The sequence below is a fragment of the Poseidonibacter lekithochrous genome, from assembly GCF_013283835.1.
Taxonomy (GTDB): Bacteria; Campylobacterota; Campylobacteria; order Campylobacterales; family Arcobacteraceae; genus Poseidonibacter; species Poseidonibacter lekithochrous.
In genome coordinates, this window is sequence record NZ_CP054052.1 from 2,041,637 (window position 1) to 2,063,910 (window position 22,274).

At 29.3% G+C, this 22,274-nt stretch carries 21 protein-coding genes; 4 read left to right on the forward strand and 17 right to left on the reverse strand.

Annotated features, from left to right (window positions below; all coding sequences use genetic code 11):
- Positions 1-35 precede the first annotated feature (35 nt).
- Entirely contained in the window at positions 36-746 is a 711-nt protein-coding gene (locus ALEK_RS09680) for a sulfite exporter TauE/SafE family protein (protein WP_071625363.1), read from the reverse strand.
- Between the two features lie 367 nt (positions 747-1,113).
- On the opposite strand from ALEK_RS09680, the gene ALEK_RS09685 reads away from it, so the two are divergent.
- Positions 1,114-1,737 carry an HAD family hydrolase gene (locus ALEK_RS09685; protein WP_071625362.1) on the forward strand — a complete coding sequence of 208 codons (624 nt, stop codon included), beginning with the start codon at positions 1,114-1,116 and terminating at the stop codon, positions 1,735-1,737.
- 23 nt (positions 1,738-1,760) lie between these two features.
- On the opposite strand, the gene ALEK_RS09690 is transcribed toward ALEK_RS09685, so the two are convergent.
- The 15 genes from ALEK_RS09690 to ALEK_RS09760 form a co-directional block, all read right to left on the reverse strand.
- On the reverse strand, positions 1,761-2,207 hold the full coding sequence (locus tag ALEK_RS09690) for an NfeD family protein (protein ID WP_228146246.1): 447 nt from the start codon (positions 2,205-2,207) through the stop codon (positions 1,761-1,763).
- On the reverse strand, positions 2,179-3,114 hold the full coding sequence (locus ALEK_RS09695) for an SPFH domain-containing protein (protein ID WP_071625361.1): 936 nt from the start codon (positions 3,112-3,114) through the stop codon (positions 2,179-2,181). Before ALEK_RS09695 ends, ALEK_RS09690 begins: the two co-directional genes overlap by 29 nt.
- Positions 3,115-3,165: 51 nt before the next feature.
- Complete coding sequence (locus ALEK_RS09700; protein ID WP_071625360.1) at positions 3,166-4,020, reverse strand: sensor histidine kinase; 855 nt, start codon at positions 4,018-4,020, stop codon at positions 3,166-3,168.
- Positions 4,010-4,669, reverse strand: coding sequence for a response regulator transcription factor (locus ALEK_RS09705; RefSeq protein ID WP_071625359.1), 660 nt, complete (start codon positions 4,667-4,669; stop codon positions 4,010-4,012). The genes ALEK_RS09700 and ALEK_RS09705 overlap by 11 nt, the downstream gene beginning before the upstream one ends.
- 96 nt (positions 4,670-4,765) lie before the next feature.
- Complete coding sequence (locus tag ALEK_RS09710) at positions 4,766-5,230, reverse strand: tRNA (cytidine(34)-2'-O)-methyltransferase (protein WP_071625358.1); 465 nt, start codon at positions 5,228-5,230, stop codon at positions 4,766-4,768.
- Positions 5,230-6,063: a formyltetrahydrofolate deformylase gene (gene purU, locus ALEK_RS09715; RefSeq protein ID WP_071625357.1), complete on the reverse strand. Its 834-nt coding sequence runs from the start codon at positions 6,061-6,063 to the stop codon at positions 5,230-5,232. The genes ALEK_RS09710 and purU overlap by 1 nt, the downstream gene beginning before the upstream one ends.
- A gap of 54 nt (positions 6,064-6,117) precedes the next feature.
- The gene (gene pyk, locus ALEK_RS09720; protein ID WP_071625356.1) at positions 6,118-7,581 is read right to left on the reverse strand and encodes a pyruvate kinase; all 1,464 of its coding nucleotides are present in this window, start codon (positions 7,579-7,581) and stop codon (positions 6,118-6,120) included.
- Between the two features lie 31 nt (positions 7,582-7,612).
- On the reverse strand, positions 7,613-9,106 hold the full coding sequence (locus tag ALEK_RS09725; RefSeq protein ID WP_083574558.1) for an aldehyde dehydrogenase family protein: 1,494 nt from the start codon (positions 9,104-9,106) through the stop codon (positions 7,613-7,615).
- Between the two features lie 241 nt (positions 9,107-9,347).
- Complete coding sequence (gene glpK, locus ALEK_RS09730) at positions 9,348-10,844, reverse strand: glycerol kinase GlpK (RefSeq protein ID WP_071625355.1); 1,497 nt, start codon at positions 10,842-10,844, stop codon at positions 9,348-9,350.
- A 93-nt stretch (positions 10,845-10,937) separates the two neighbouring features.
- Complete coding sequence (locus tag ALEK_RS09735; protein WP_071625354.1) at positions 10,938-12,644, reverse strand: ABC transporter substrate-binding protein; 1,707 nt, start codon at positions 12,642-12,644, stop codon at positions 10,938-10,940.
- Positions 12,645-12,681: 37 nt separating this feature from the next.
- Positions 12,682-12,945, reverse strand: a complete 264-nt coding sequence (locus ALEK_RS09740) for a DUF2160 domain-containing protein (protein WP_228146245.1) — start codon at positions 12,943-12,945, stop codon at positions 12,682-12,684.
- Positions 12,946-12,971: 26 nt separating this feature from the next.
- On the reverse strand, positions 12,972-13,802 hold the full coding sequence (locus ALEK_RS09745) for a carbohydrate ABC transporter permease (RefSeq protein ID WP_071625352.1): 831 nt from the start codon (positions 13,800-13,802) through the stop codon (positions 12,972-12,974).
- A gap of 2 nt (positions 13,803-13,804) precedes the next feature.
- Positions 13,805-14,674, reverse strand: coding sequence for a carbohydrate ABC transporter permease (locus tag ALEK_RS09750; protein ID WP_071625351.1), 870 nt, complete (start codon positions 14,672-14,674; stop codon positions 13,805-13,807).
- Entirely contained in the window at positions 14,671-15,750 is a 1,080-nt protein-coding gene (locus tag ALEK_RS09755) for an ABC transporter ATP-binding protein (protein ID WP_071625350.1), read from the reverse strand. Before ALEK_RS09755 ends, ALEK_RS09750 begins: the two co-directional genes overlap by 4 nt.
- A 14-nt stretch (positions 15,751-15,764) precedes the next feature.
- Positions 15,765-16,853, reverse strand: coding sequence for an ABC transporter ATP-binding protein (locus ALEK_RS09760; protein WP_071625349.1), 1,089 nt, complete (start codon positions 16,851-16,853; stop codon positions 15,765-15,767).
- 414 nt (positions 16,854-17,267) lie between these two features.
- On the opposite strand from ALEK_RS09760, the gene ALEK_RS09765 reads away from it, so the two are divergent.
- From ALEK_RS09765 to ALEK_RS09775, 3 genes are all read left to right on the forward strand, one after another.
- Positions 17,268-18,827: a glycerol-3-phosphate dehydrogenase/oxidase gene (locus tag ALEK_RS09765; protein ID WP_071625348.1), complete on the forward strand. Its 1,560-nt coding sequence runs from the start codon at positions 17,268-17,270 to the stop codon at positions 18,825-18,827.
- Between the two features lie 139 nt (positions 18,828-18,966).
- Positions 18,967-19,698, forward strand: coding sequence for a GntR family transcriptional regulator (locus ALEK_RS09770; protein WP_071625347.1), 732 nt, complete (start codon positions 18,967-18,969; stop codon positions 19,696-19,698).
- 81 nt (positions 19,699-19,779) lie between these two features.
- Positions 19,780-20,505, forward strand: coding sequence for a GntR family transcriptional regulator (locus ALEK_RS09775; RefSeq protein WP_071625346.1), 726 nt, complete (start codon positions 19,780-19,782; stop codon positions 20,503-20,505).
- A 50-nt stretch (positions 20,506-20,555) separates the two neighbouring features.
- Here the strand turns inward: ALEK_RS09775 and ALEK_RS09780 are convergent, their stop codons facing one another.
- On the reverse strand, positions 20,556-21,812 hold the full coding sequence (locus tag ALEK_RS09780; RefSeq protein WP_071625345.1) for a malic enzyme-like NAD(P)-binding protein: 1,257 nt from the start codon (positions 21,810-21,812) through the stop codon (positions 20,556-20,558).
- Positions 21,813-22,274 lie beyond the last annotated feature (462 nt).

Here is a 22,274-nt window from a genome sequence, read left to right on the forward strand (position 1 = left end):
CGGAATTATATATTAAATACAATTAAATTAATGCATTAGATAGAAATATTTGTAAGAGGTCCAACATTGCCTGTGTAAAATTGATACGCAAGAAAAATCATATATACACCAAATCCAAGTACTAAAACAGCAGCAGATTTAATAAATAAATCTCTTAAGTCAGATTGTTTAAACATACCAACAAAGAAACCTAAAGAGAACATAGCAGGTAAAGTACTAAGTCCAAAAATAAGCATAACCATAGCACCATAAAAAGCACTAGCAGTACTAGCAGCAATTATTGCAAAAGCATATACGAAACCACATGGTAAAAGTCCATTTAAAGCTCCAAGAAAATAAAAACTTCCTAATGAATCTGAACCTAAAAGCTTTTTGAATGTTTTTTGATAAAGAGTAGATTTAGAACATGAGTGTTCTAACATAGATAAAAATTTAATTTTTCCTAATAGTGAAAAACCAACTAATATCATCATAACACCAGTTAATAAAAGTAATAATGAATTTGTTAAAGAATTGAATGTAACAACACTTCCAAAGAACCCAATTATAGCTCCAATAATTACATAAGTTGTAATTCTTCCCATTGAATAGAAAAGATGTGAAAAAGCTTGAGCTTTTTTTGACCAATTACTTCTAATTTTTGTGCTTGAGTATGCCATTACAATACCCCCACACATACCGACACAGTGGCCAAAGGACCCAAGAACTGCGATTGTTATAATAGTTACGATACTAAGTGTTTCCATAAATTCTAACTCCAAGGGGTGTATTATATTCTGTTATTAATAAAGATTACTTTTAATTAGGATAGTAGACAAAAAAAAAGCTTCGCTATTTGCGAAGCTTATGTTAATTATTTATATTAATTTCGAAATTCAATAGGATACTAATTAAAATTATTAGTAGTAGGAGGATTTAATATAAATACCCTATATGAAGAAATTATATCAGGCGAAATGTTAATTAATTGTTAAATCAAGATAAAAATTGTCCTATTTAGATAAATTCCATAAAAGTTGTAGAAAAGTAACACTTTTGTACATATATAAAATCTAGTCTTTATATATATCCCATTATAATACAAAAAATTAAAAGATTTTAGGATTAAAGACAATGCATTTAATAATGTTTGACATGGATGGAACTTTAGTAGATAGTTCAAAAGCAATAACAAATACAATCAATTATGTAAGAGAAAATTTAGGCTTCAAAAGACTTGAAAAAAGTTATATTTTAGAAAAAGTAAATGACCCTAGTATTAATTCAGCAGAATTCTTCTATGGAACACAAGAATTTACAGATGAACAAACACATTTATTTGAAGAGTACTATAATAAGAATTGTTTATATGACTTAGAAGTTTATGATGGAATTACAAAATTAATAGAAGATTTAAAAGATGATTTTACTTTAGCAGTAGCTACAAATGCAAATTCTGATTTTGCTAGAAAAATGTTAGATCACGTAGGAATTGAAAAACACTTCTCTACAATCTTAGGTTACGATAGCGTAGTAAATCCAAAACCACATCCAGAAATGGTACAAAAAATTCTGAATAAACATGATATCCAAAAAGAAAACGCTCAATTAATTGGTGATTCTCACAAAGATATTATGGCAGCATCAAGTGCGGGTGTTGATTCAGTATTAGTAAACTGGGGATTTTCAGATCATGAAGAAAATGCTATTGAAACTATTGAAGAGTTAGAAAGGAAAATATTTGAGAAGTTTAAATAAACTTCTCTAATATTAATTAGTGTTTACTTTTTTTTGATTTGTGCAGAATTTCTGTAAGTCTTAATAACTTCAACTTTTTCACCATCTACAAATTCACTATCATCGATATCACTATCTATTTCCCAATAAGTTCCTTTGAAAAAAACCTTTGAGTTTTTTATTTGCCCTATTCCACCCTCATGTAAAAAATTATCAGTAATTTCTTCTTCAGATGACAAAAACTTTTCTAAAGCTTTTTTTCTTAATAAAACAATAAAAATCAGCGATATTATAGATGCTACTGCTAATTGCCATACTCCATCACTAAAAGGAAATACCATACTAATTAAAGCAGTGATTACAAAACCTAATCCAAACCAGATTAAAATAAAAGATGATATTACAGCTTCAAGACCTATTAAAACTACTCCAATACCTAAAAGTATATATGGATTAATTATCTCAAGTAGCATTGTTGTTTGCACTTCCATTACTAACTCCTTTAAAGAACGCATCACCTAAAACACTTGTACTTCCAATCATTTGAGTTACATCATAAGGTAATATCATCTTATCATTAGAAGGACTTTCAGCCAAGGCTTTAAATGCAGCAACTCTATCTTTTGCAAGTAAGAATTCAGCAGCCATTTTATTTTGTTCCATTGATTCATTAATAAAAACCATTGCTTGTTTTTGACCCGCTGCAATTTGTTCTTGTTCGTATCTTTTAGCATCTGCCATTCTCTCAATTGCTTCTGCTTTTAGAACTTCTTCTTGTTTAAAAGCTTCTGCACTTCTAATAACAGCTTCTTTATCAGCTCTTGCTTTTGTTTCAATAGCTCTTTTTTCTCTCTCAGCTTCCATTTGCATATTCATAGCACGCTCAATTTCAGCAGGAACAGAAATATCAGAGATTTCAACACGAGTTACTTTAATACCCCAGTTAGCTGCGGCACTTCCTAGTTCGCTTTGAAGTTTTGCATTTAGACTTTCTCTATTTGATAAAGTATCATCTAAATCCATTCCTCCAATTTCAGATCTAAGTGTTGTCATAGCTAGATTTGCAATTGCATTTTTGAAATCAACAACATTATATGTAGCCTCTTTAGCATCTTCTACTTTACAAAATACAATACCATCAATAGAGATATTTACATTGTCTTTAGTAATAACTGATTGTTTTTCAATATCTACTAATTGTTCTCTTGAAGTAAGTCTAGTTCTTACAGAATCAACAATAGGAATAATCACATGAAAACCACCATGTAATATCTTATTAAACTTCCCAAGTCTTTCTATAACAAATAAATCTGATTGAGGTACAATTCTTACCCCTTTGGCAATAATAATTAATACAAAAATAATTATTGCTATGGGGAATATTAGAGTTTCATTCATAACTTTCCTTTAAATATTTTATATAATATAATAACATATTTAGGTAAACAGTTAGTGAATAATTATGTTTTTTAAGTCCAAATTAAATTGATTTCCATTATCAAAAGTATCAATCTTAATAGAAATCTTATTTTTATCACAAAATTCTTTTACCATTGATAATCCAAGACCAAAACCATCTTTACTTGAGTCTTCTTGGAAATACTTATCAAAAATTATAAATAAGTTTTTTGTGTCGATTTTCTCACCATTATTATAAATAGATAAGACATTGTTTTCAAAAAATATATTTACTTTTGGATTTGATTTAGAATTATATTTTAAGGCATTTGATATTAGATTATCCAAAGTCTTTTCAAAACCATTTAAATCAGTTAGAAGCTTTATATTTGGGATAAGAGATTCTATTTCAATATCTTTTTTTATGTCTTCAAACTTCTCAATAGAAGAGTTAATCATATCATCTAAATAAAACTCTTGATCATCAATTTTATCAATCTCTTTTTTAATATTATATTCCATATTTTCATATAATTTCAAAAGATTATTACTTGCATCTTTTATTCTTTTTAATCTTTTTACACTCTTTTCATCTGTAACATTTTTTTCCAAAAGTTGTGTGTTCATTTTGATAGTTGAAACAGGAATATTTAGTTCATGGATAGTTTCTTTTACACTTTTTTCTAAGTTATCATCACTTCTAAAAAGAGGTTTTAAAATAGTATTTGTAAAGCTAAGAAAAAGAGCTAGACCTAAAATTAATAAAGGAACAATTAGAAAAATAAAGTTTTCTTGATTTAATCCAAATAGTGCCATTAAAACATGATTTACATATAAAATAATAATTAGAGTGATAGTGAATATAATAGAAATTGAAATTAAAAAATCTCTTTTTTTAGAATTCAATTTTGTATCCTATTCCTTTAATATTTGATAAGGAATCTTTTCCTAGTAGTTTTTTTATTGAATTAATATATACTCGGATTGAACCTTCACTATACTCTTCATCACAAGCCCAAAGCTTAGAGATAATCATATCTTTAGTTACGATTTCACCTCTATTTTCAATAAATAGCTCTAATAATTCTGATACTTTTACAGGAAGGTTTATATCTTCATTATTTTCAAAAACTCTTTTTGAAATAGGATTAAATACTAAATTATTGTTTAGTTCAATATTTTCAAATTGTTTATTATTTCGTTTTAATAAAGCTCTAATTCGTAATATTAACTCATCTAAATCTACAGGTTTTTTAAGATAATCATCACAACCATTGTTAAAACCTTTTTGCAAAGTTTCTTTATCTTTGTATGATGTTAAAAAAATTGAAGGGGTTTGATCACCTGAACTTCTAAGTTGTTCAAGAAGGTCAAGACCATTTATTTTTGGTACATTAATATCAAAAATATATAAGTCATATTTATTTTCATAGTTTAAATCTAAGCAAGCTTCACCGTCATAAGCAATATCTACACAAAAACCCTCATCTTCCAAAAAGTCCTCTAATGTACTTGCAAATAGTTCATCATCTTCTAAAACCAATATCTTATGCAATAAATATCCTTGATTAAATTCATATTTTATTATTATAGTTATAAATAGTTAAAAATGTGTTAATTAAAATAAAAAGTAAGCTTTAAAGATTTTAAATTATTTAAAATCTTTAAAGTTTTGTCTTAATGCTTCATAAGCAATAATAGATACTGAGTTTGCAATATTTAAACTTCTAGCATCATTTGTCATAGGAATAGTAATACAAGATTCTTCTCTTTTATCTAATACTTCTTGAGGAAGTCCAGCATCTTCTCTACCGAAGTAAAAATAATCACCAGTATTAAATTCTGCATCAAAGTAATTTTGAGTTGTTTTAGTTGTTGCAAAGAAGTGTCTAGGAGAGAATGGATTCTTTTCCCAAAACTCTTCAATATTTTCATACTCTCTCACATCTAATTCAAACCAATAATCAAGCCCTGCTCGTCTTACTTCTTTTTCTGTAATATCACCAAAACCATAAGGTTTAATAAGGTGTAAAGTACAATCCATAGCAAATGCTAATCTTCCTATTGTACCTACGTTTCCTGGCATTCTAGGTTCTAATAAAACAAGATTAAACATTATAAAATCACCGTCTTATTTCCATGAACAAATACTTTATCATCAAGTAATAATTGGAAAGCATTTGAAAGTACGATTTTTTCTACGTTTCTTCCTGCTTTTCTCATATCTTGCCATGAGTATGAATGGTCAACTCTTACAACGTCTTGAGAGATAATTGGACCTTCATCTAAATCATTAGTTACATAATGTGCAGTTGCTCCAATAATCTTAACACCTCTTTGGTGTGCTTGTTTATATGGGTTTGCACCAATAAATGCTGGTAAGAATGAATGATGAATATTTAAAACTTTTTTAGGGAAATTTCCTACAAATTTAGAAGTTAAAATTCTCATATATTTTGCTAATACAATTAATTCTGGTTCATATTTATTGATTTCTTCAATCATTAAATCTTCATGAGTTTCTCTCTCCATACCTTCTGCACTAATACAAGTGAAAGGAATTCCAAACTTCTCAACTAAATCTCTTAAATCTTCATGGTTTGCAATTACAGCTTTGATATCTGCATTTAATTCCCCATCAATATATCTGATTAATAAGTCACCTAAAACATGTGTTTCTTTAGTTGCTAAAATAACTACATCTTTTTTAGTTTTTTTATTTAGTTTGATTTCTGCATTTGGAGGTAAAACTTCGTTTAACTCTTTAAGTAAGATATTTTTTGAAACGTTTCCAGAGATAATTGTTCTCATAAAAAATTTGTTAGTTTCTGAATCTACATATTCAGCATTTTGTTCTATATTTAAGTTGTTTGCAAAAAGAACTTTTGAAATGTTATAAACAAGTCCTTTTGCATCTTCAGTATCTATTAAAAGTATATACTTATCCATCATTATCCTATATTATTCTCGTTAAATTTGACGAGAATAATACCATTTTATTGATTAATAGTTAATATATTTTTTTTTGCTTATTACATAATTTAAATAATATTTTATTTCAGAGCTATTTAGTACTTTAATTGTATTTGTACTACCAGGAACTCCTGCTGGATAACCTATAGTTACAATGTATGGACCATTTTCATCAAGCTGATTTCTATTCTTTAAAATCTTCAACATTTTTTTTATCATTCTACTAGCCCTTGCTTCTTTAAACTTAGCAATTGGTTCAACACCCCAAATAGGATTTAAAGAATTTAAAACTTTGCTACTATGAGTAAAAGCATAAATAGGTGACTTTGGTCTATATCTAGACATTTTAATAGCAGATTTTCCAGAACTTGTTAGGGATAATATTGCTTTTGCATCTAAATCATCAGCTAGTTTTGTAACTGTTGCTTGTATCACATCAAATTCATCAAGATACTCAAACTTATCTTGTTTTTCATATTTGTATATCTCTTCAGTTTTTAGAATAATATTACTCATAGTATTTACCACATTTATTGGATTTTCACCAACAGCTGTTTCTTCACTAAGCATTACAACATCAGTTCCATCAAGAACAGCATTTGCAACATCAGATATTTCTGCTCTTGTTGCTCTTTCATTATCTGTCATAGATAACAACATTTGTGTTGCTGTAATTACTGGAATTCCTGCTTCATTTGATTTTCTAATTAACATCTTTTGAATTGTAGGAACATCATAATAAGGAACTTCAATACCTAAATCACCCCTAGCAACCATTATTCCATCGCTATGAGATATTATTTCATCGATATTTTCAACTGCATCAAATTTTTCAATCTTTGCTATTAGTTTTCCATCATAGCCATTTAATAAACTTCTAGCTTTTTGCATATCTTTTGCATTTTGAACAAAAGAGATTGCAAAATAGTCTACTGCATTTTCAACTCCCCATGCAATATCTTCTTCGTCTTTTTTAGTAATAACATTAATATCAATTTGTGTATTTGGGAAATTTACACCTTTTTTAGAAGATAAAGTACCATTATTTTCTATTCTTGCTTGTACATCTCCATCGATTTTAATTACTTTTGCTCTAATTGTTCCATCATATAAATATATATATTCATCAAGTTTTATTTTCTTTAAAATATCTGGATAATTTATAGAAACTATATATTCGTTTTCGCACTTTTGATAACCAATTATTTCTTCAGATAAAAAAGTGATTAAATCATCTTTTTTTAACTCAAACTTCTCTTTTAATTCTCCAACTCTAACCTTTGGGCCAGAAATATCTTGAAGTACCCCTACAGTCTTATCTAAATTTGTCATTGCAATTCTAATTGTATTTAATGTTTTCAAATGGTATTTATGTGTTCCATGTGAAAAATTTAAACGAAACATATTTACGCCAGATTTTATTAAACCTTCTATAGTATCAAGGTCATCACTATTTGGCCCTAGTGTTGCTAATATTTTTGTTTTCTTTTCGATAATATCTCCTTTACAATACTAGAAAATATTTCTAGTATTTGATGTATGCTGTTTTAGTAGAAGTATAAAAATCCATCGCAGCATATGATTTTTCTCTAGAACCGTAAGATGAACCTTTTTTACCACCAAATGGTACATGATTATCCATTCCTGCAGTTGGAAGATTAATCATTACATTTCCAATATCAGCATCGTGTTTAAATTGCATTGCTCTTTTTAAATTGTTAGTAATAATTCCACCAGAAAGTCCAAACTCTGTATCATTTAATACATCAATTGCTTCTTCATAGTCTTTTACTTTTATAACACAAGCAATAGCACCAAACATCTCTTCTTGATTAATTCTCATACTTGATTTACCATCAACAAAAAGTGCAGGAGAGAAGTAGTATCCATCTGTTTCAGCTTTAATAGCTTCACCACCACAAACCAATGTAGCACCCTCTTCTATTCCTAATTTAATATATGCAAGATTAGAATCTAGTTGTTTTTTATCTATACAAGGGCCAATTTGGCTAGTAGGATTCATTGCATTACCAACAACTAAAGATTTCATCTTAGTTTTAAAAGCTTCAATAAACTCTTCATAAATTCCCTCAGTTACAACTAACTTTGAACAAGAAGTACATTTTTGACCATTTGCATTATAAGCGCCTTTAATAGCCGCATCAACTGCAATATTAATATCAGCATCATCTAAAATAACAAGTGAATTTTTACTTCCCATTTCAAGTTGAAGTTTAGTCATAGATGTAATTGATCTTCTTGCTAGTTCTTTTCCAACACCAACTGAACCTGTGAATGTAATTGCTTTTACCTTTGTTGATTCAGCTAAAGCATTTCCAATAACTCCACCTTTTCCAAATACTAGTGAAAATACACCTTTTGGTAATTTTGTTGAGTCAATAATTTTTGCTAAGATATAAGCAATAGCAGGAGTTGAGCTTGAAGGCTTTAAAATCACAGAATTCCCATATGCTAAAGCTGGTGCAATTTTCCACGCAGCAATTGCTAAAGGATAATTCCATGGAGTAATAACACCCACAACACCCACGGGTTCATTAATAACTTCAATATCAACTGAATCTCTAGGTGAGTCCATAAATGCACCTTTTGTTCTAATTGATTCAGAGGCAAAATAAGAAAAGAATTCAGCAGATTTCACAACTTCATCTGTAGCTTCTTTTATTGGTTTACCAGCTTCTCTTGAAATAATTTCTCCATAATAATCTTTATCTGACATTAATTTATTGGCAATATCATTTAAGATTTCTTGTCTTAAATAAATAGATGATTTCCCCCAATCTTTTTGTACATCTTTCGCAAAATTAATCGTGTCAAAAATATGATCATATGTACCTCTATAAAATGTACATACTTTGTCTAATGTATTAGAAGGGTTTATATTTTCACTTATTTCATGACTAGCTTTCCACTCTCCTGCAATAAGATTTTTCATTGGTTCATTACTTACTGTATCTCTAAAGTTTGATTTTAATATTTCTTCTTGTTTTAAGTTTTTCATAGTAGTCCTTTTTGGCTATTTGTTATAACATTATAATGTCTATAATCTTAGTTTTAACTTAATCATTATAATGTTATAACAAATATATAATCTATAAATTAAATACATAAGTAATAATATATATAGTATTTAAAAAAAGAATTTTTATTTATTTGAGTAGTTTTTTAGATAAAAAGTATTTAAGGATGAAAATATCATCCTTAAAATTTGTAGAAGTTATTAATAAAATATAAGAATAATTCTATGATAATGTTCGTCTAACTGAATCTTTCCATCCATCATAAAGTTTTTCTCTTGTAGTATTATCCATTGAAGAATCAAATCTTCTCTCTAGAATCCAGTTTTTAGAAAATTCCTCTTGATTTGGATAAAATCCAGTTTTCATACCAGCTAACCAAGCAACACCTAAAGCAGTTGTTTCTAAGATTTCAGGTCTATCAATTGTTGCATCTAAAATATTTGATAGAAATTGCATAGTATAATCAGAAGCTGCCATACCACCATCAACTCTTAAAATTGTTTTATTTGTTAACGGTTCATCAAAACTACTTAAATCATCATTCATCGCATCAAGTAAATCTCTCGTTTGATATGCAACACTCTCTAAAGCTGCTCTTGAAAACTCTTTTGGTCCAGAACCACGAGTAAGTCCATAAATAGCACCTCTACACTTAGTATCCCAATAAGGAGCACCAAGACCTGTAAAAGCAGGCACTAAATAGAGTTGTTGATTCATATCAGCATCTTTTGCTAACTCTTGAGCTTCTTTAGCTTCATTAATAATTTTTAAGCCATCTCTTAACCATTGTATAACTGCACCTGCAATAAAAATTGAACCCTCTAAAGCATAAGATGTTTTACCATCAATTCTATATGCAATAGTAGTTAAAAGTTTATTTTTTGATGTAACCATTTTTTCACCAATATTTAAAAGTGCAAAACATCCAGTTCCATAAGTAGATTTAACCATTCCCGGTTCAAAACAAGCTTGTCCAACAGCAGCACTTTGTTGATCCCCAGCTACTCCATTTATAGGTATTTCTTTTCCAAAAAAATCTTCACTAACTAAACCAAAATCATCAGCACAATCTTTTACTTCTGGAAGTATATTCATAGGAATATCTAATAATTTACAAATATCCTCATCCCATTTGTTAGTTTTGATATTATAAAGCATTGTTCTAGCAGCATTTGTAGCATCTGTTAAATGTTTCTCTCCATTTGTTAATTTCCAAATTAAAAATGAATCAACTGTTCCAAATAATAAATCTCCATCAACAGCTTTTTGTTTTGCACCTTCTACATTTTCAAGAATCCATCTTAATTTCATTCCTGAAAAATAAGGATCAAATAAAAGTCCTGTTTTTTCAATAATCATTTTTTCATAACCAGATTTTTTAAACTCATTACATTCATCTGCTGTTCTTCTATCTTGCCAAACAATTGCATTGTAAATAGCTTCTCCTGTATGTTTATCCCAAACAACAGTAGTTTCTCTTTGATTAGTAATTCCTATAGATACAATATCTTCAATATTTGCATTTGCTTCTTTTAGTACATTCTTACAAGAATTTAACACTGTTTCAAATAAATCATTTGAATTATGTTCAACCCATCCTGAATTTGGAAAATATTGAGGGAATTCTTCTTGTGATGTTGCTTCAATTTTCATCTGTTTATTAAACAGTATAGCACGGCTTGAAGTTGTACCTTGATCTATTGCTAATATATATTTCATGATTGCCTACTTAAGTATGTTAGTTTGTTAGTATTTTTGATATTAGTATAGCTAAGTTGAGAAAAACTCTCAACTATAACTATTTGTATAATGTTATTTGTTTGTCCAAGATTTAATTAGTTCATCATAAGAAACTGTCATTGGAGTTGGTTTCTCATTTGCTAATTTAGCTTTTGGAGAACCTGGTTGTTTTAACCAATATTCTGCATCGCTTTTTTTGTTAAGTTTTGGACCGATATCACCTTGTACACCAGCTCTTTCAATTCTTTTAAGAACTTTTTCTTGTGCTTTACAAAGTGCATCTAGTGCTGCTTGTGCAGTTTTTTGACCTGATGAAGCATCACCAATATTTTGCCACCATAATTGTGCTAATTTTGGATAATCAGGTACATTTGTTCCAGTTGGAGACCATTGTACTCTTGCTGGAGATCTATAGAATTCTACTAAACCACCAAGTTTAGGTGCTCTCTCTGTGAATGATTTATGATTAATAGATGATTCTCTAATAAATGTTAAACCAACATGTGATTTCTTTAAATCAACTGTTTTCGATGTAACGAACTGAGCATATAACCACGCAGCTTGAGCATTTTTAACAGGAGTTGATTTCATTAAAGTCCATGAACCAGCATCTTGATAACCAATTTTAGTACCTTCAGTCCAGTAAGCACCATGAGGTGATGGAGCCATTCTCCATTTTGGAGTACCATCTTCATTTACTACAGCAATTTTTTCTTTTACCATATCAGCTGTAAATGCTGTATACCAGAACATTTGTTGAGCAATTTCACCTTGAGCTGGAACTGGTCCTGCTTCTGAGAATACCATACCCGCAGCACTTGGTGGTGCATATTTCTTTAACCATTCAGAATATTTTTCAATTGCATAAACAGCAGCTGGTGAGTTAGTAGCTCCCCCTCTTTGTACACAAGACCCAACTGGTTGAGACTTATCATTTACTCTAATTCCCCATTCATCAACAGGAAGACCATTTGGCTCACCTACATCACCCATACCTGCCATTGACATCCATGCATCTGTAAATCTCCAACCTAAAGATGGATCTTTTTTACCATAATCCATATGTCCATAAACTTTTTTACCATCAATTTCTCGACCAGTAAAGAACTCAGCAATATCTTCATATGCAGACCAGTTAACTGGAACACCTAATTCATAACCATATTTAGCTTTAAAATCAGCCATATTTTTTGGATCAGTGAACCAATCGTATCTAAACCAATATAAGTTGGCAAATTGTTGATCAGGTAATTGATATAATTTTCCATCAGGACCAGTTGTAAATGAAGTACCGATGAAATCTTTTAAATCTAAACCTGGATTTGTAACAGCTTTACCTTCACCAGCCATCCAATCAGTTAAATCTCTAGCTTGTTTATATCTCCAGTGAGTTCCGATTAAATCAGAATCATTAATATAAGCATCGTATATATTTTGACCTGTTTGCATTTGTGTTTGTAATTTTTCAACAACATCACCTTCACCGATAATGTCATGGATTACTTTAATTCCTGTTAAATCATAGAATGCTTTTGTTAATGTTTTACTTTCATAAACATGAGTTCCAATACCTTCTGATACAACTTTAATAGTCATACCCTTATAAGGCATTGCGGCTTTTTCAAACCAATCAAGTTCGCTTTTTTGTTCAGCTTTAGTTAATACTGATGGTTGAAATTCATCCATCCATTTACTCATATCCGCCGCATTTAATGAAGAAGCGCTTAAACCTAATATAGCTGCAAAAACCGATGTACTAATCTTATTTCTTATTTTCATTTTCTCTCCTTAAAATTTAAATATATTACAATTAGTTTTATACCCAACGGAAAACCGCAAGAGCATAAACAAAACAAACAATCATTCCCCCATAAATTGGAGCACCAAACATTGCCAACCAAGCTAGGCAAATAAATGCCGAGCCTAATAGACTAAGAAAAAGTCTATCACCTGGGGTGGTTTCAATTCGTAGAATCCCTACCCGTGGTGCTTGAGGCCATTTTATTGCCCAAACAGTCATACCTATTAAAGCTATAAATATACTTATAAAGAATATCGCTGTACCGCTTGTCCAAGCCATCCATGATAAATCCATACTAAACCTCCTTAAACTCGTCCAAGAGATAGACCCTTGGCAATGTGATTACGAACAAAATAGATAACAATAGCACCAGGAATAAGTGTTAAAACACCTGCGGCTGCTAAAACACCCCAATCAACACCTGAAGCTGAAACTGTTTTTGTCATTGTCGCTGCAATAGATTTTGCATTAACTGATGTTAATGTTCTACTAAGTAGTAGCTCTACCCATGAAAACATAAAACAAAAGAATGCAGCAACACCAATACCAGATGCAATTAATGGAGTAAAGATCTTTGTAAAAAATCCAAAGAAACTAAAACCATCAATATATGCTGTTTCATCAATCTCTTTTGGTACACCACGCATAAAGCCTTCCAAAATCCAAACAGACAATGGTACATTAAATAATGTATGAGCTAAAGCCACCGCAATATGTGTATCAAATAAACCAACACTTGAGTAAAGTTGAAAAAATGGCAGCGCAAATACAGCAGGTGGTGCCATTCTGTTAGTTAATAACCAAAAGAATAAATGTTTATCTCCTAAAAATCTATATCTAGAAAATGCGTAAGCTGCTGGTAAAGCAATTGCAACAGAGATAACCGTATTTAAAGCAACATAAGTCATAGAGTTTATATATCCCCAATACCAAGATGGGTCTGTAAAAATCACTATGTAATTATCAAATGTTAAGTTATTAGGAAATAGTGAAAAAGTTCCTAATATCTCTTCATTTGTTTTTAAACTCATGTTAATTAACCAATATACTGGCAACATCAAAAATATAATATAGATAAGCATAATCGTTGGTGATTTACTTGAGAAAAAACCTGTTTTAATTTTTGAATTATTCATTATTATGCCTCCTCTTTATCGATATTTGTCATAATTGTAAAAAATGCCCATGATGCCAATAATATAACTAAGAAGTATATTAATGAGAATGCAGCCGCAGGTCCTAAATCAAACTGACCAATTGCCATTTTTACTAAGTCAATAGAAAGGAATGTTGTAGCATTTCCAGGACCACCACCAGTTACAACCATAGGTTCTGTATAAATCATGAAACTATCCATAAATCTTAATAGTGTTGCAATTAATAAAACACCCATCATTTTTGGAAGTTGGATATATCTAAATATGCTCCATTTTGAAGCTTGGTCAATTTTCGCTGCTTGATAATAAGCAGATGGAATTGACTGTAATCCTGCATAACAAAGTAATACAACAAGTGAAGTCCAATGCCATACATCCATTATAATAATAGTAATCCATGCATCTAGTACATTTTGTGTATAGTTATAATCAACACCAAAAGAAGCTAAAGTATGTCCTAATAATCCAATATCAGTTCTTCCAAAAATTTGCCAAATAGTACCAACAACATTCCAAGGAACCAAAAGAGGTAAAGCAACTAATACTAAACAAGCCGAAGCCCAAAAGCCTTTTTTTGGCATATGTAAAGCAATAAATATTCCTAAAGGTATTTCAATTGCTAAAATAATCGAAGTAAATAATACTTGTCGACCTAAGGCATCATGAATTCTCTCAGAATGTAAAATTTCTTCAAACCATTCTAATCCAACCGCAAAGAATTGATTATTTCCAAAGGTATCTTGAACAGAATAATTAACTACTGTCATTAAAGGAATAACAGCTGAAAATCCAACAAGTAAAAGAACAGGAAGTACTAAAAACCAAGCTTTTTGATTTACTGTTTTTTTCATGATAATTCTCCTTCTACTAACCAATCATCAACATAAACATTTACACCTTCAAGTTTAAACTTCATACTACTCATTGTAGGTGTGATTTTTACATCTTCGGGAACAATAATATTTACTTTTCTATCATTGTATTTTGCTCTAACTATTTTATGATGAGCAATATCTTCAACTCTAGTAATTTCAATTTTTATACCTTCACCATCTTCACATAATTCAATAAACTCAGGTCTAATACCTAGCTCTATTTTCCCAGATAGCTTTTTGTAAGTTGAGTTTAGTTTTATTTCATAACCTTGTAAATTTGCAATATTTCCATCAATTTCTGATTCAAATACATTCATACCTGGTGAACCAATAAAGTATCCAACAAAAGTATGTGCTGGTTTTGAGAATAATTCCTCTGGTGTTCCAATTTGTAGAACATGTCCTTGATTCATAACTACAACTTTGTCTGCAAAAGTTAATGCTTCAGTTTGATCATGTGTCACAAAAATCATTGTGTGTTTTAGTTCTTTATGTAAAGCTTTTAATTGTGTTCTTAATTCCCATTTCATATGAGGATCAATAACAGTAAGAGGTTCATCAAATAATATTGCATTTACATCTTCTCTTACCATTCCTCTACCTAAAGATATTTTTTGTTTAGCATCAGCTGTTAAACCTCTAGCTTTTTTATCTAAAATATCCTCAACTTGAATTGCTCTTGCGATTGAGCCAACTCTTTGTTGAATATATTGTTCATCTGCACCTCTATTTCGTAGAGGAAACTCTAAGTTCTGTCTTACAGTCATTGTGTCATACACAACTGGGAACTGAAAAACTTGTGCTATATTTCTATTTGTAGTATCTGCGAAAGTAACATCTGTTCCATCAAATAAAATACTTCCCTCAGAAGGTGTTAAAATTCCTGAAATAATATTTAATAGTGTAGATTTACCACAACCTGAAGGTCCTAATAAAGCATAAGCTGCCCCATCATCCCATTCATGATTTAAAGGTTGTAATACATAATCTTCTTTATTTTTAGGATCTTGCATATAACTATGCGCTAAATTTGAAAGAGTAATTTTGGCCATTAGTATTTTCCCCTCTATCTTTCTTCAACATACGATGCAGTTTCTACAAGAGCACCATTAGTTTTAAAAATAAAAATATGACGTGTGTCTAAATACACTGACAAATTAGTATTATATTCCAAGTCATGAACACCATGAACTAAACCAATCCAGTTATCATTATCATGATGCATATGTAAAAAAGTTTCAGAACCTGTAATTTCAGTAACATCTAAATGAGTAGAAAACTTAATTGCATTTCCTGCGTGTTTATCAAGTTCTAGATGATTTGGTCTAAAGCCTGCTAAATATTTTCCATCTTCAAGTTTTTCTAATACATCTGTAGCAGGTGCTTTTTCATTAGTTCCATAATAAATATAATCACCCTCTTTTCTAATATCTAAAAAGTTCATTGATGGATTTGAAAATACTTTTGCAGTAGTTGCATTATTTGGAGTATGATAAACTTTTGCAGTTTCATCAAATTGAGTAACTTCACCTTCCCATAATGTTGCAACATTTCCACCTAATAATAAGGCTTCTTCTGGTTCAGTTGTTGCATAAACAAATATTGCCCCAGATTCTTCAAACATTTTTGGGATTTCTTCTCTTAATTCTTCTCTTAATTTATAATCTAAGTTAGCTAGAGGTTCGTCTAATAAAACAAGTCCCGAACCTTTTACTAAAGATCTAGCTAATGCACATCTTTGTTGCTGACCACCTGAAAGTTCATTTGGTTTTCTATCTAACATCTTTTCTAATCGCATTAACTTAGCTGTTTTTTTTACTTCTTCATCTATGAAAGCTTCATCTTTCTTCATAATTCTAAGTGGAGCTGCTATATTGTCATATACACTCATTGAAGGATAGTTTATAAATTGTTGATAAACCATTGCAATTTTTCTATCTTGTACTCGCATACCAGTAACATCTTTACCTTCCCAGAAAATACTACCAGTTGTTGGAACATCTAATCCAGCCATAATTCTCATCAAAGTAGTTTTACCTGATAAAGTACGACCTAATAATACATTCATAGTACCTTTTTTGAGTGTTAAATTAGTGTTGTAAATATGTGTTTGTCCATCTACACGCATAGATATATTTTTTAATTCTAAGGACATTACCTTTACTCCTTTTTAATTTTCATAAATAAGTACAAATAGGAAAATATTTATTTTTTACTCATTTACATCATAACATTATAACGTTGTTATTTATAGTGACGTATAGAATTTTAAATTAAGCTTAATTTTTACTACCATTTTCTATAAATTATAGCTTTCTATCAAGTTTTTGAAGTATAACATTAAAATAGCATCCCCATTTTATGGGCTTTAAAAGATTTAAACTTATAGATAGTTTAAAAAATGCACAAGTGATTTCATAAAAAATAAGTAATTCAAAACCACAATATTTGACTATAATAAGTGACTATTTGTAACTAAATAAATGACTTTTAAGATTCTTTTTATATTAATAACCTTATAATGTTTGGTATAACATTATAACCTTATGATGAAAGGATTATTAAAACGATGGAAAATGAAAAATTCGATATTATTATTATAGGGGGAGGAGCAACTGGAAGTGGTATAGCTTTGGATGCTTCCTCAAGAGGTTTTAAAACTCTACTTTTAGAAAAAAATGACTTTGCCGAAGGTACAAGCTCACGAAGTACAAAATTGGTACACGGGGGAGTTCGTTATTTAGAGGCTGCGGTTAAAAAATTAGATAAAGATCAATTTAATTTAGTAAAAGAAGGACTAAAAGAGAGATCACGACTTTTAAAAAACGCTCCACACTTATGTTCTAGATTAACACTAGTTACCCCATTATATAATTGGTGGGAAATTCCTTATATGTTTGCAGGACTTAGTTTATATGACTTTGTTTCAGGTAAAAGAGGTTTAGGAAGAAGTTCAGTTGTTTCTAGAGGTAAAATGATGGATACCTTTCCACATATTAAAAAAAGTGGATTAGTTGGTGGTATTAAATATTATGATGGAAGTTTTAATGATGCAAGATTAAATGTAACATTACTTCAAACAGCACAAAAGTATGGTGCAGTTTGTAAAAACTATCATGAACTTGAATCTTTTATATATGACAAGAAAAAGATTTCAGGAGTAAAAGTAAAAGATACAATAAGTGGTGAGAATATCACATACAACTCATCTATTGTTATAAACGCCACAGGTGCATTCTCAGATAATATTAGAAAGCTAGATGATAAAGAAGCTAAAAAAATGCTTGATTTAAGTTCTGGTATTCATATAGTTTTAGATAAAAAATACTTACCATCAAATGAAGGGTTAATGATTCCTAAAACACAAGATGGAAGAGTTCTATTTATTTTACCTTGGATGGGCAAATGTTTAGTTGGTACTACAGATGAAAAAACAACATTAAATGAACACCCAGAAGTTTCAAAAAAAGATATTGATTATATATTAGAACACCTAGAAATCTATTTTGATTTAAAAATTGATGAAAGTGAAATATTATCTTCATGGTGTGGAATAAGACCTTTAGTAGCAGCTCCTAAAAATGCCTCAACTAAAAGTATTGTAAGAGATCATATAATCACAAGTTCAAATTCTGGACTAGTTAGTATTATTGGTGGGAAATGGACAACATATAGAAAGATGTCGGAAGAAGTAGTTGATTATGTTATTCCAAAATTTAATTTAGCTGATACTGAATGTAAAACTAAAAAATTAAAACTAATTGGAAGTGAAAACCTAAAAGAAAATATTAAAATCAAAACAGTAGACAAAGATATAAAAGAGTATTTAATTAGAATGTATGGAGATAAAGCCTTAGAGGTTACACAATCAGTAGAAAAGATTAAAAGACTACATAAAGAATATGCTTTAACAAATGCAGAAGTTGTTTATACAATTAAAAATGAGTTTGTTAAAAAACCATTAGACTTTTTAGTTAGAAGAACAACATTATCTTTAATTGATAAAGAAGCTTCTAAAGAAATATTAGAAGAAGTACTTAGTATTTTGCAAAAAGAATTAAATTGGGATGAAGAAAAAATTATAAGTGAAAGAAATGAAGCATTAAGTATTTTAAATAATTATATTTAATAAGTGACATGTTTTGTTACAAAAAATAATATTAAATTCTAAATTATGTAATATGTAAGTTGTATTATAGTATATACTTATTAAGTAAAACTATGTAAACTTCATGTTTCATAAGAATCTAAATAAAAGGATCTGACTTTTGTTCGCTAAAAATGGTATACCTTTATATCTACAACTAAAAGAAAAGTTATTAGAAGATATAAAATTAAATTATAAAGTTAATGATATTATTCCTGCTGAAGGTAAACTAGAAGAAAAATATGAAGTAAGTAGAATAACAGTAAGAAAAGCTATTGAAGAGTTAGAAAAAGAAAATGTTGTTATAAAAAAACAAGGTAAAGGTACTTTTGTAAAAGAACAAAAGATTCTTTATGATGCAAACTCTATTGGCTCATTAACTCAAAGACTTTCAAAACAAAAGCACTTATTAACAACAAAAGCTATTTCATTTGAAATAATCGAAGCAGAAGAAGAACACTTCGTAAAAGAGATGCTTGGCTGTGAAAAATTACTGTGTATTAAAAGAACTAGATTATTAGATGAAGTGCCATTTGCACTAATGTTTAACTACTTTGATGTAAATACAGTTCCTGATATTGACAAAAAACTAAACTTAGAATCATTATATGCATTCTTAAAAGAAGAATATAATATTGAATTCCATAATGCAGAAGAGATTGTTGAAGCAATTATTGCAGATGACAATGACTCTAAACAACTAAATATTGATAAAGGTTCTCCCCTATTATCTCTAAAAAGATTATCATATGATCAAAATAATAAACCTATTGAATATTCAAACCTTGTAATTAGAGGGGATATGTATAAACACAAAATTATTTTATCTAACGAAAAGTTATCTAATCTATAAAATCCATATCTAAATTTTTAAGTCAAATTTAAAATTGTATAATGTAAGATATTACAAAATTCATTATACAAGGTTTGATTATTGTTTAGTAAAAATGGCATCCCATTATATGTACAACTCAAAAATAAATTAGCAAAAGATATAAAAGAAAACTATTCTCATGGGGATTTAATACCAACAGAGATGCAAATCGAAAAAGAGTATGAAGTTAGCAGAATAACTGTTAGAAAGGCTATTGAGCTTCTAGAGAGAGAAAATATTCTTGAAAAGAAACAAGGCTCGGGTACTTTTGTTAAAGAACAAAAGATTCTTTATGATGCAAACTCTATTGGCTCATTAACTCAAAGACTTTCAAAAGAAAATCATAAACTAAGTACAAAATCAATCGAATTTATCATAATAGAAGAAGAACATTATGTTAAAGACTTACTTCAATGTGATACTTTATTATGTATAAAAAGATTTAGAGAATTAAATAACGTGCCTTTTGCACTAATGATTAACTATTTGGATATAACAAAAGTTCCAAATTTAGAAGAGAAGTTTAATATAGAATCATTATATACATTTTTAAAAGATGAATATTCAATTGAATTTTATAATGCGGAAGAGACTGTAGAAGCCAAAGATGCTTCAAAAGAAGAAGCTAAAAAATTAGGTATTAAAGAAAATTCTTCTTTATTGTCTTTACATAGACTATCATTTGATAAAAATAATAAACCTGTGGAGTATTCAGATATTGTAATAAAAGCAGATATGTATAAACACAAAATAATTTTATCAAACGATAAAATATCTAATATCTAAACACTAATTAAAAAGAATACCTAAGTAGGTATTCTTCCTAAATAATCTAATTAAACCATTAAAGAAAGTTTTTCTCTATATGCTTCTAAATTAAATTCTTTAACTCTTGCAACACCAGTTTCAACTGCTGCGTTTGCAACTGCTGCTGATACTTCTACCATTAATCTTTTGTCAAATGGAACTGGAATAATATATTCTTTACCAAATGCTAAATCACCAAACTCTACTTTTAATTCAGCGTATAATGGCTCTTTAGCTAAGTTAGCAATAGCTTTTGCAGCTGCCATCTTCATAGTCATATTGATTTTTCTAGTTTGTACGTCTAAAGCCCCTCTAAAGATGAATGGGAAACCTAAAACATTGTTTACTTGGTTAGGGAAATCAGATCTTCCTGTACCAATAATAGCTTTTGGTTTAACTTCTCTTACTTCTTCTGGGAATAACTCAGGAGTAGGATTAGCTAATGTAAATACAATTGGCTCTTCCGCCATAAGTGCTACGTGCTCTTTTGTAAAAGTTCCAGGTCTTGATAATCCTAAAACCATATCAGCATCTGTAAATGCTTCTTCCATAGTTAAAGCTTCATCAATCATGAAATCTTTTTTGTATTTATTTAAATTATCTCTACCTGAATGTATAACACCTTTAGAGTCACACATAATTAAAGTTTTTACACCTAATTCTTTGTACATAGTTGAACAAGAAATAGCAGATGCTCCAGCACCAACTACAACTACTTTCATATCTTCTACGTTTTTATTCATCATTTCAGCCGCATTCATTAATGCTGCTGTTGTAATAATTGCAGTACCATGTTGGTCATCATGCATTACTGGGATATTTAATTCCTCAATTAATCTTCTCTCGATTTCAAAACACTCAGGTGCTTTAATATCTTCTAAGTTAATTCCACCAAAAGTTGGTGAGATAGCTTTTACTACATCACAAAACTTATCAATATCTGTTTCGTCAACTTCAATATCAAATGAATCAACTGCAGCAAATTTTTTGAATAATACTGCTTTTCCTTCCATAACAGGTTTTGATGCTAATGCACCAATATCTCCTAAACCTAGTACAGCTGTACCGTTTGAAATCACGGCTACTAGGTTTCTTTTTGATGTGTAATCATATGCTAATTCTGGGTTTTCTTTAATTTCTTCGCATGGATATGCTACACCTGGAGAATAAGCAAGAGATAAATCTCTTTGAGATTCTAATCTAGTAGTTGTTGCAATTGCAACTTTACCTGGATTAGGAACTCTGTGATAATCTAGTGCTTCATTTTTTGTTACTTTAGTACTCATTTTAATCCTTTAATATTTCTGCTTAGTTAAAATATGGCAAAATAGTAACTAAAAGAAACTTAAATAAAATAAATTTTGTAAGTAATTTCATTTTCAAGTTTAATTTAAGCTAATTGTGTAAATTTTGTGTAAGTTCTTGACATTAGTTGTTTTTCTTAAGATTTATTTAATATTAATAAATAGATTTTTACTACTCTAAGCTACCATTAATTGGTACTTTTTATATGTTTTATAATAAAAAATAGTATTTTTTACAAAAACCATTTTTTAGATATTTTGGCTTAAGTTTTCTAGTGTTGTGTACAAAAATTGAAAAATGCAATTTTTATGGGAATTCTCTATATTAAATATACTCTTCAAGATTGATACCATGGGCTATTGCTAATTTATTAAATGTCTTTTTTATGAACATAATGTACAAATTTTGTAAAAATGTAAAATTTGTATTAATTTATGTACAAA

Excerpts from the sequence above, each read along its gene's own strand:
- ALEK_RS09680 (WP_071625363.1), bottom strand. The coding sequence starts at position 746 with ATGGAAACACTTAGTATCGTAACTATTATAACAATCGCAGTTCTTGGG.
- ALEK_RS09685 (WP_071625362.1), top strand. The coding sequence starts at position 1,114 with ATGCATTTAATAATGTTTGACATGGATGGAACTTTAGTAGATAGTTCA.
- ALEK_RS09690 (WP_228146246.1), bottom strand. The coding sequence starts at position 2,207 with ATGGAAGTGCAAACAACAATGCTACTTGAGATAATTAATCCATATATA.
- ALEK_RS09695 (WP_071625361.1), bottom strand. The coding sequence starts at position 3,114 with ATGAATGAAACTCTAATATTCCCCATAGCAATAATTATTTTTGTATTA.
- ALEK_RS09710 (WP_071625358.1), bottom strand. The coding sequence starts at position 5,230 with ATGTTTAATCTTGTTTTATTAGAACCTAGAATGCCAGGAAACGTAGGT.
- purU (WP_071625357.1), bottom strand. The coding sequence starts at position 6,063 with ATGGATAAGTATATACTTTTAATAGATACTGAAGATGCAAAAGGACTT.
- ALEK_RS09725 (WP_083574558.1), bottom strand. The coding sequence starts at position 9,106 with ATGAAAAACTTAAAACAAGAAGAAATATTAAAATCAAACTTTAGAGAT.
- glpK (WP_071625355.1), bottom strand. The coding sequence starts at position 10,844 with ATGAAATATATATTAGCAATAGATCAAGGTACAACTTCAAGCCGTGCT.
- ALEK_RS09735 (WP_071625354.1), bottom strand. The coding sequence starts at position 12,644 with ATGAAAATAAGAAATAAGATTAGTACATCGGTTTTTGCAGCTATATTA.
- ALEK_RS09740 (WP_228146245.1), bottom strand. The coding sequence starts at position 12,945 with ATGGCTTGGACAAGCGGTACAGCGATATTCTTTATAAGTATATTTATA.
- ALEK_RS09745 (WP_071625352.1), bottom strand. The coding sequence starts at position 13,802 with ATGAATAATTCAAAAATTAAAACAGGTTTTTTCTCAAGTAAATCACCA.
- ALEK_RS09750 (WP_071625351.1), bottom strand. The coding sequence starts at position 14,674 with ATGAAAAAAACAGTAAATCAAAAAGCTTGGTTTTTAGTACTTCCTGTT.
- ALEK_RS09755 (WP_071625350.1), bottom strand. The coding sequence starts at position 15,750 with ATGGCCAAAATTACTCTTTCAAATTTAGCGCATAGTTATATGCAAGAT.
- ALEK_RS09760 (WP_071625349.1), bottom strand. The coding sequence starts at position 16,853 with ATGTCCTTAGAATTAAAAAATATATCTATGCGTGTAGATGGACAAACA.
- ALEK_RS09765 (WP_071625348.1), top strand. The coding sequence starts at position 17,268 with ATGGAAAATGAAAAATTCGATATTATTATTATAGGGGGAGGAGCAACT.
- ALEK_RS09780 (WP_071625345.1), bottom strand. The coding sequence starts at position 21,812 with ATGAGTACTAAAGTAACAAAAAATGAAGCACTAGATTATCACAGAGTT.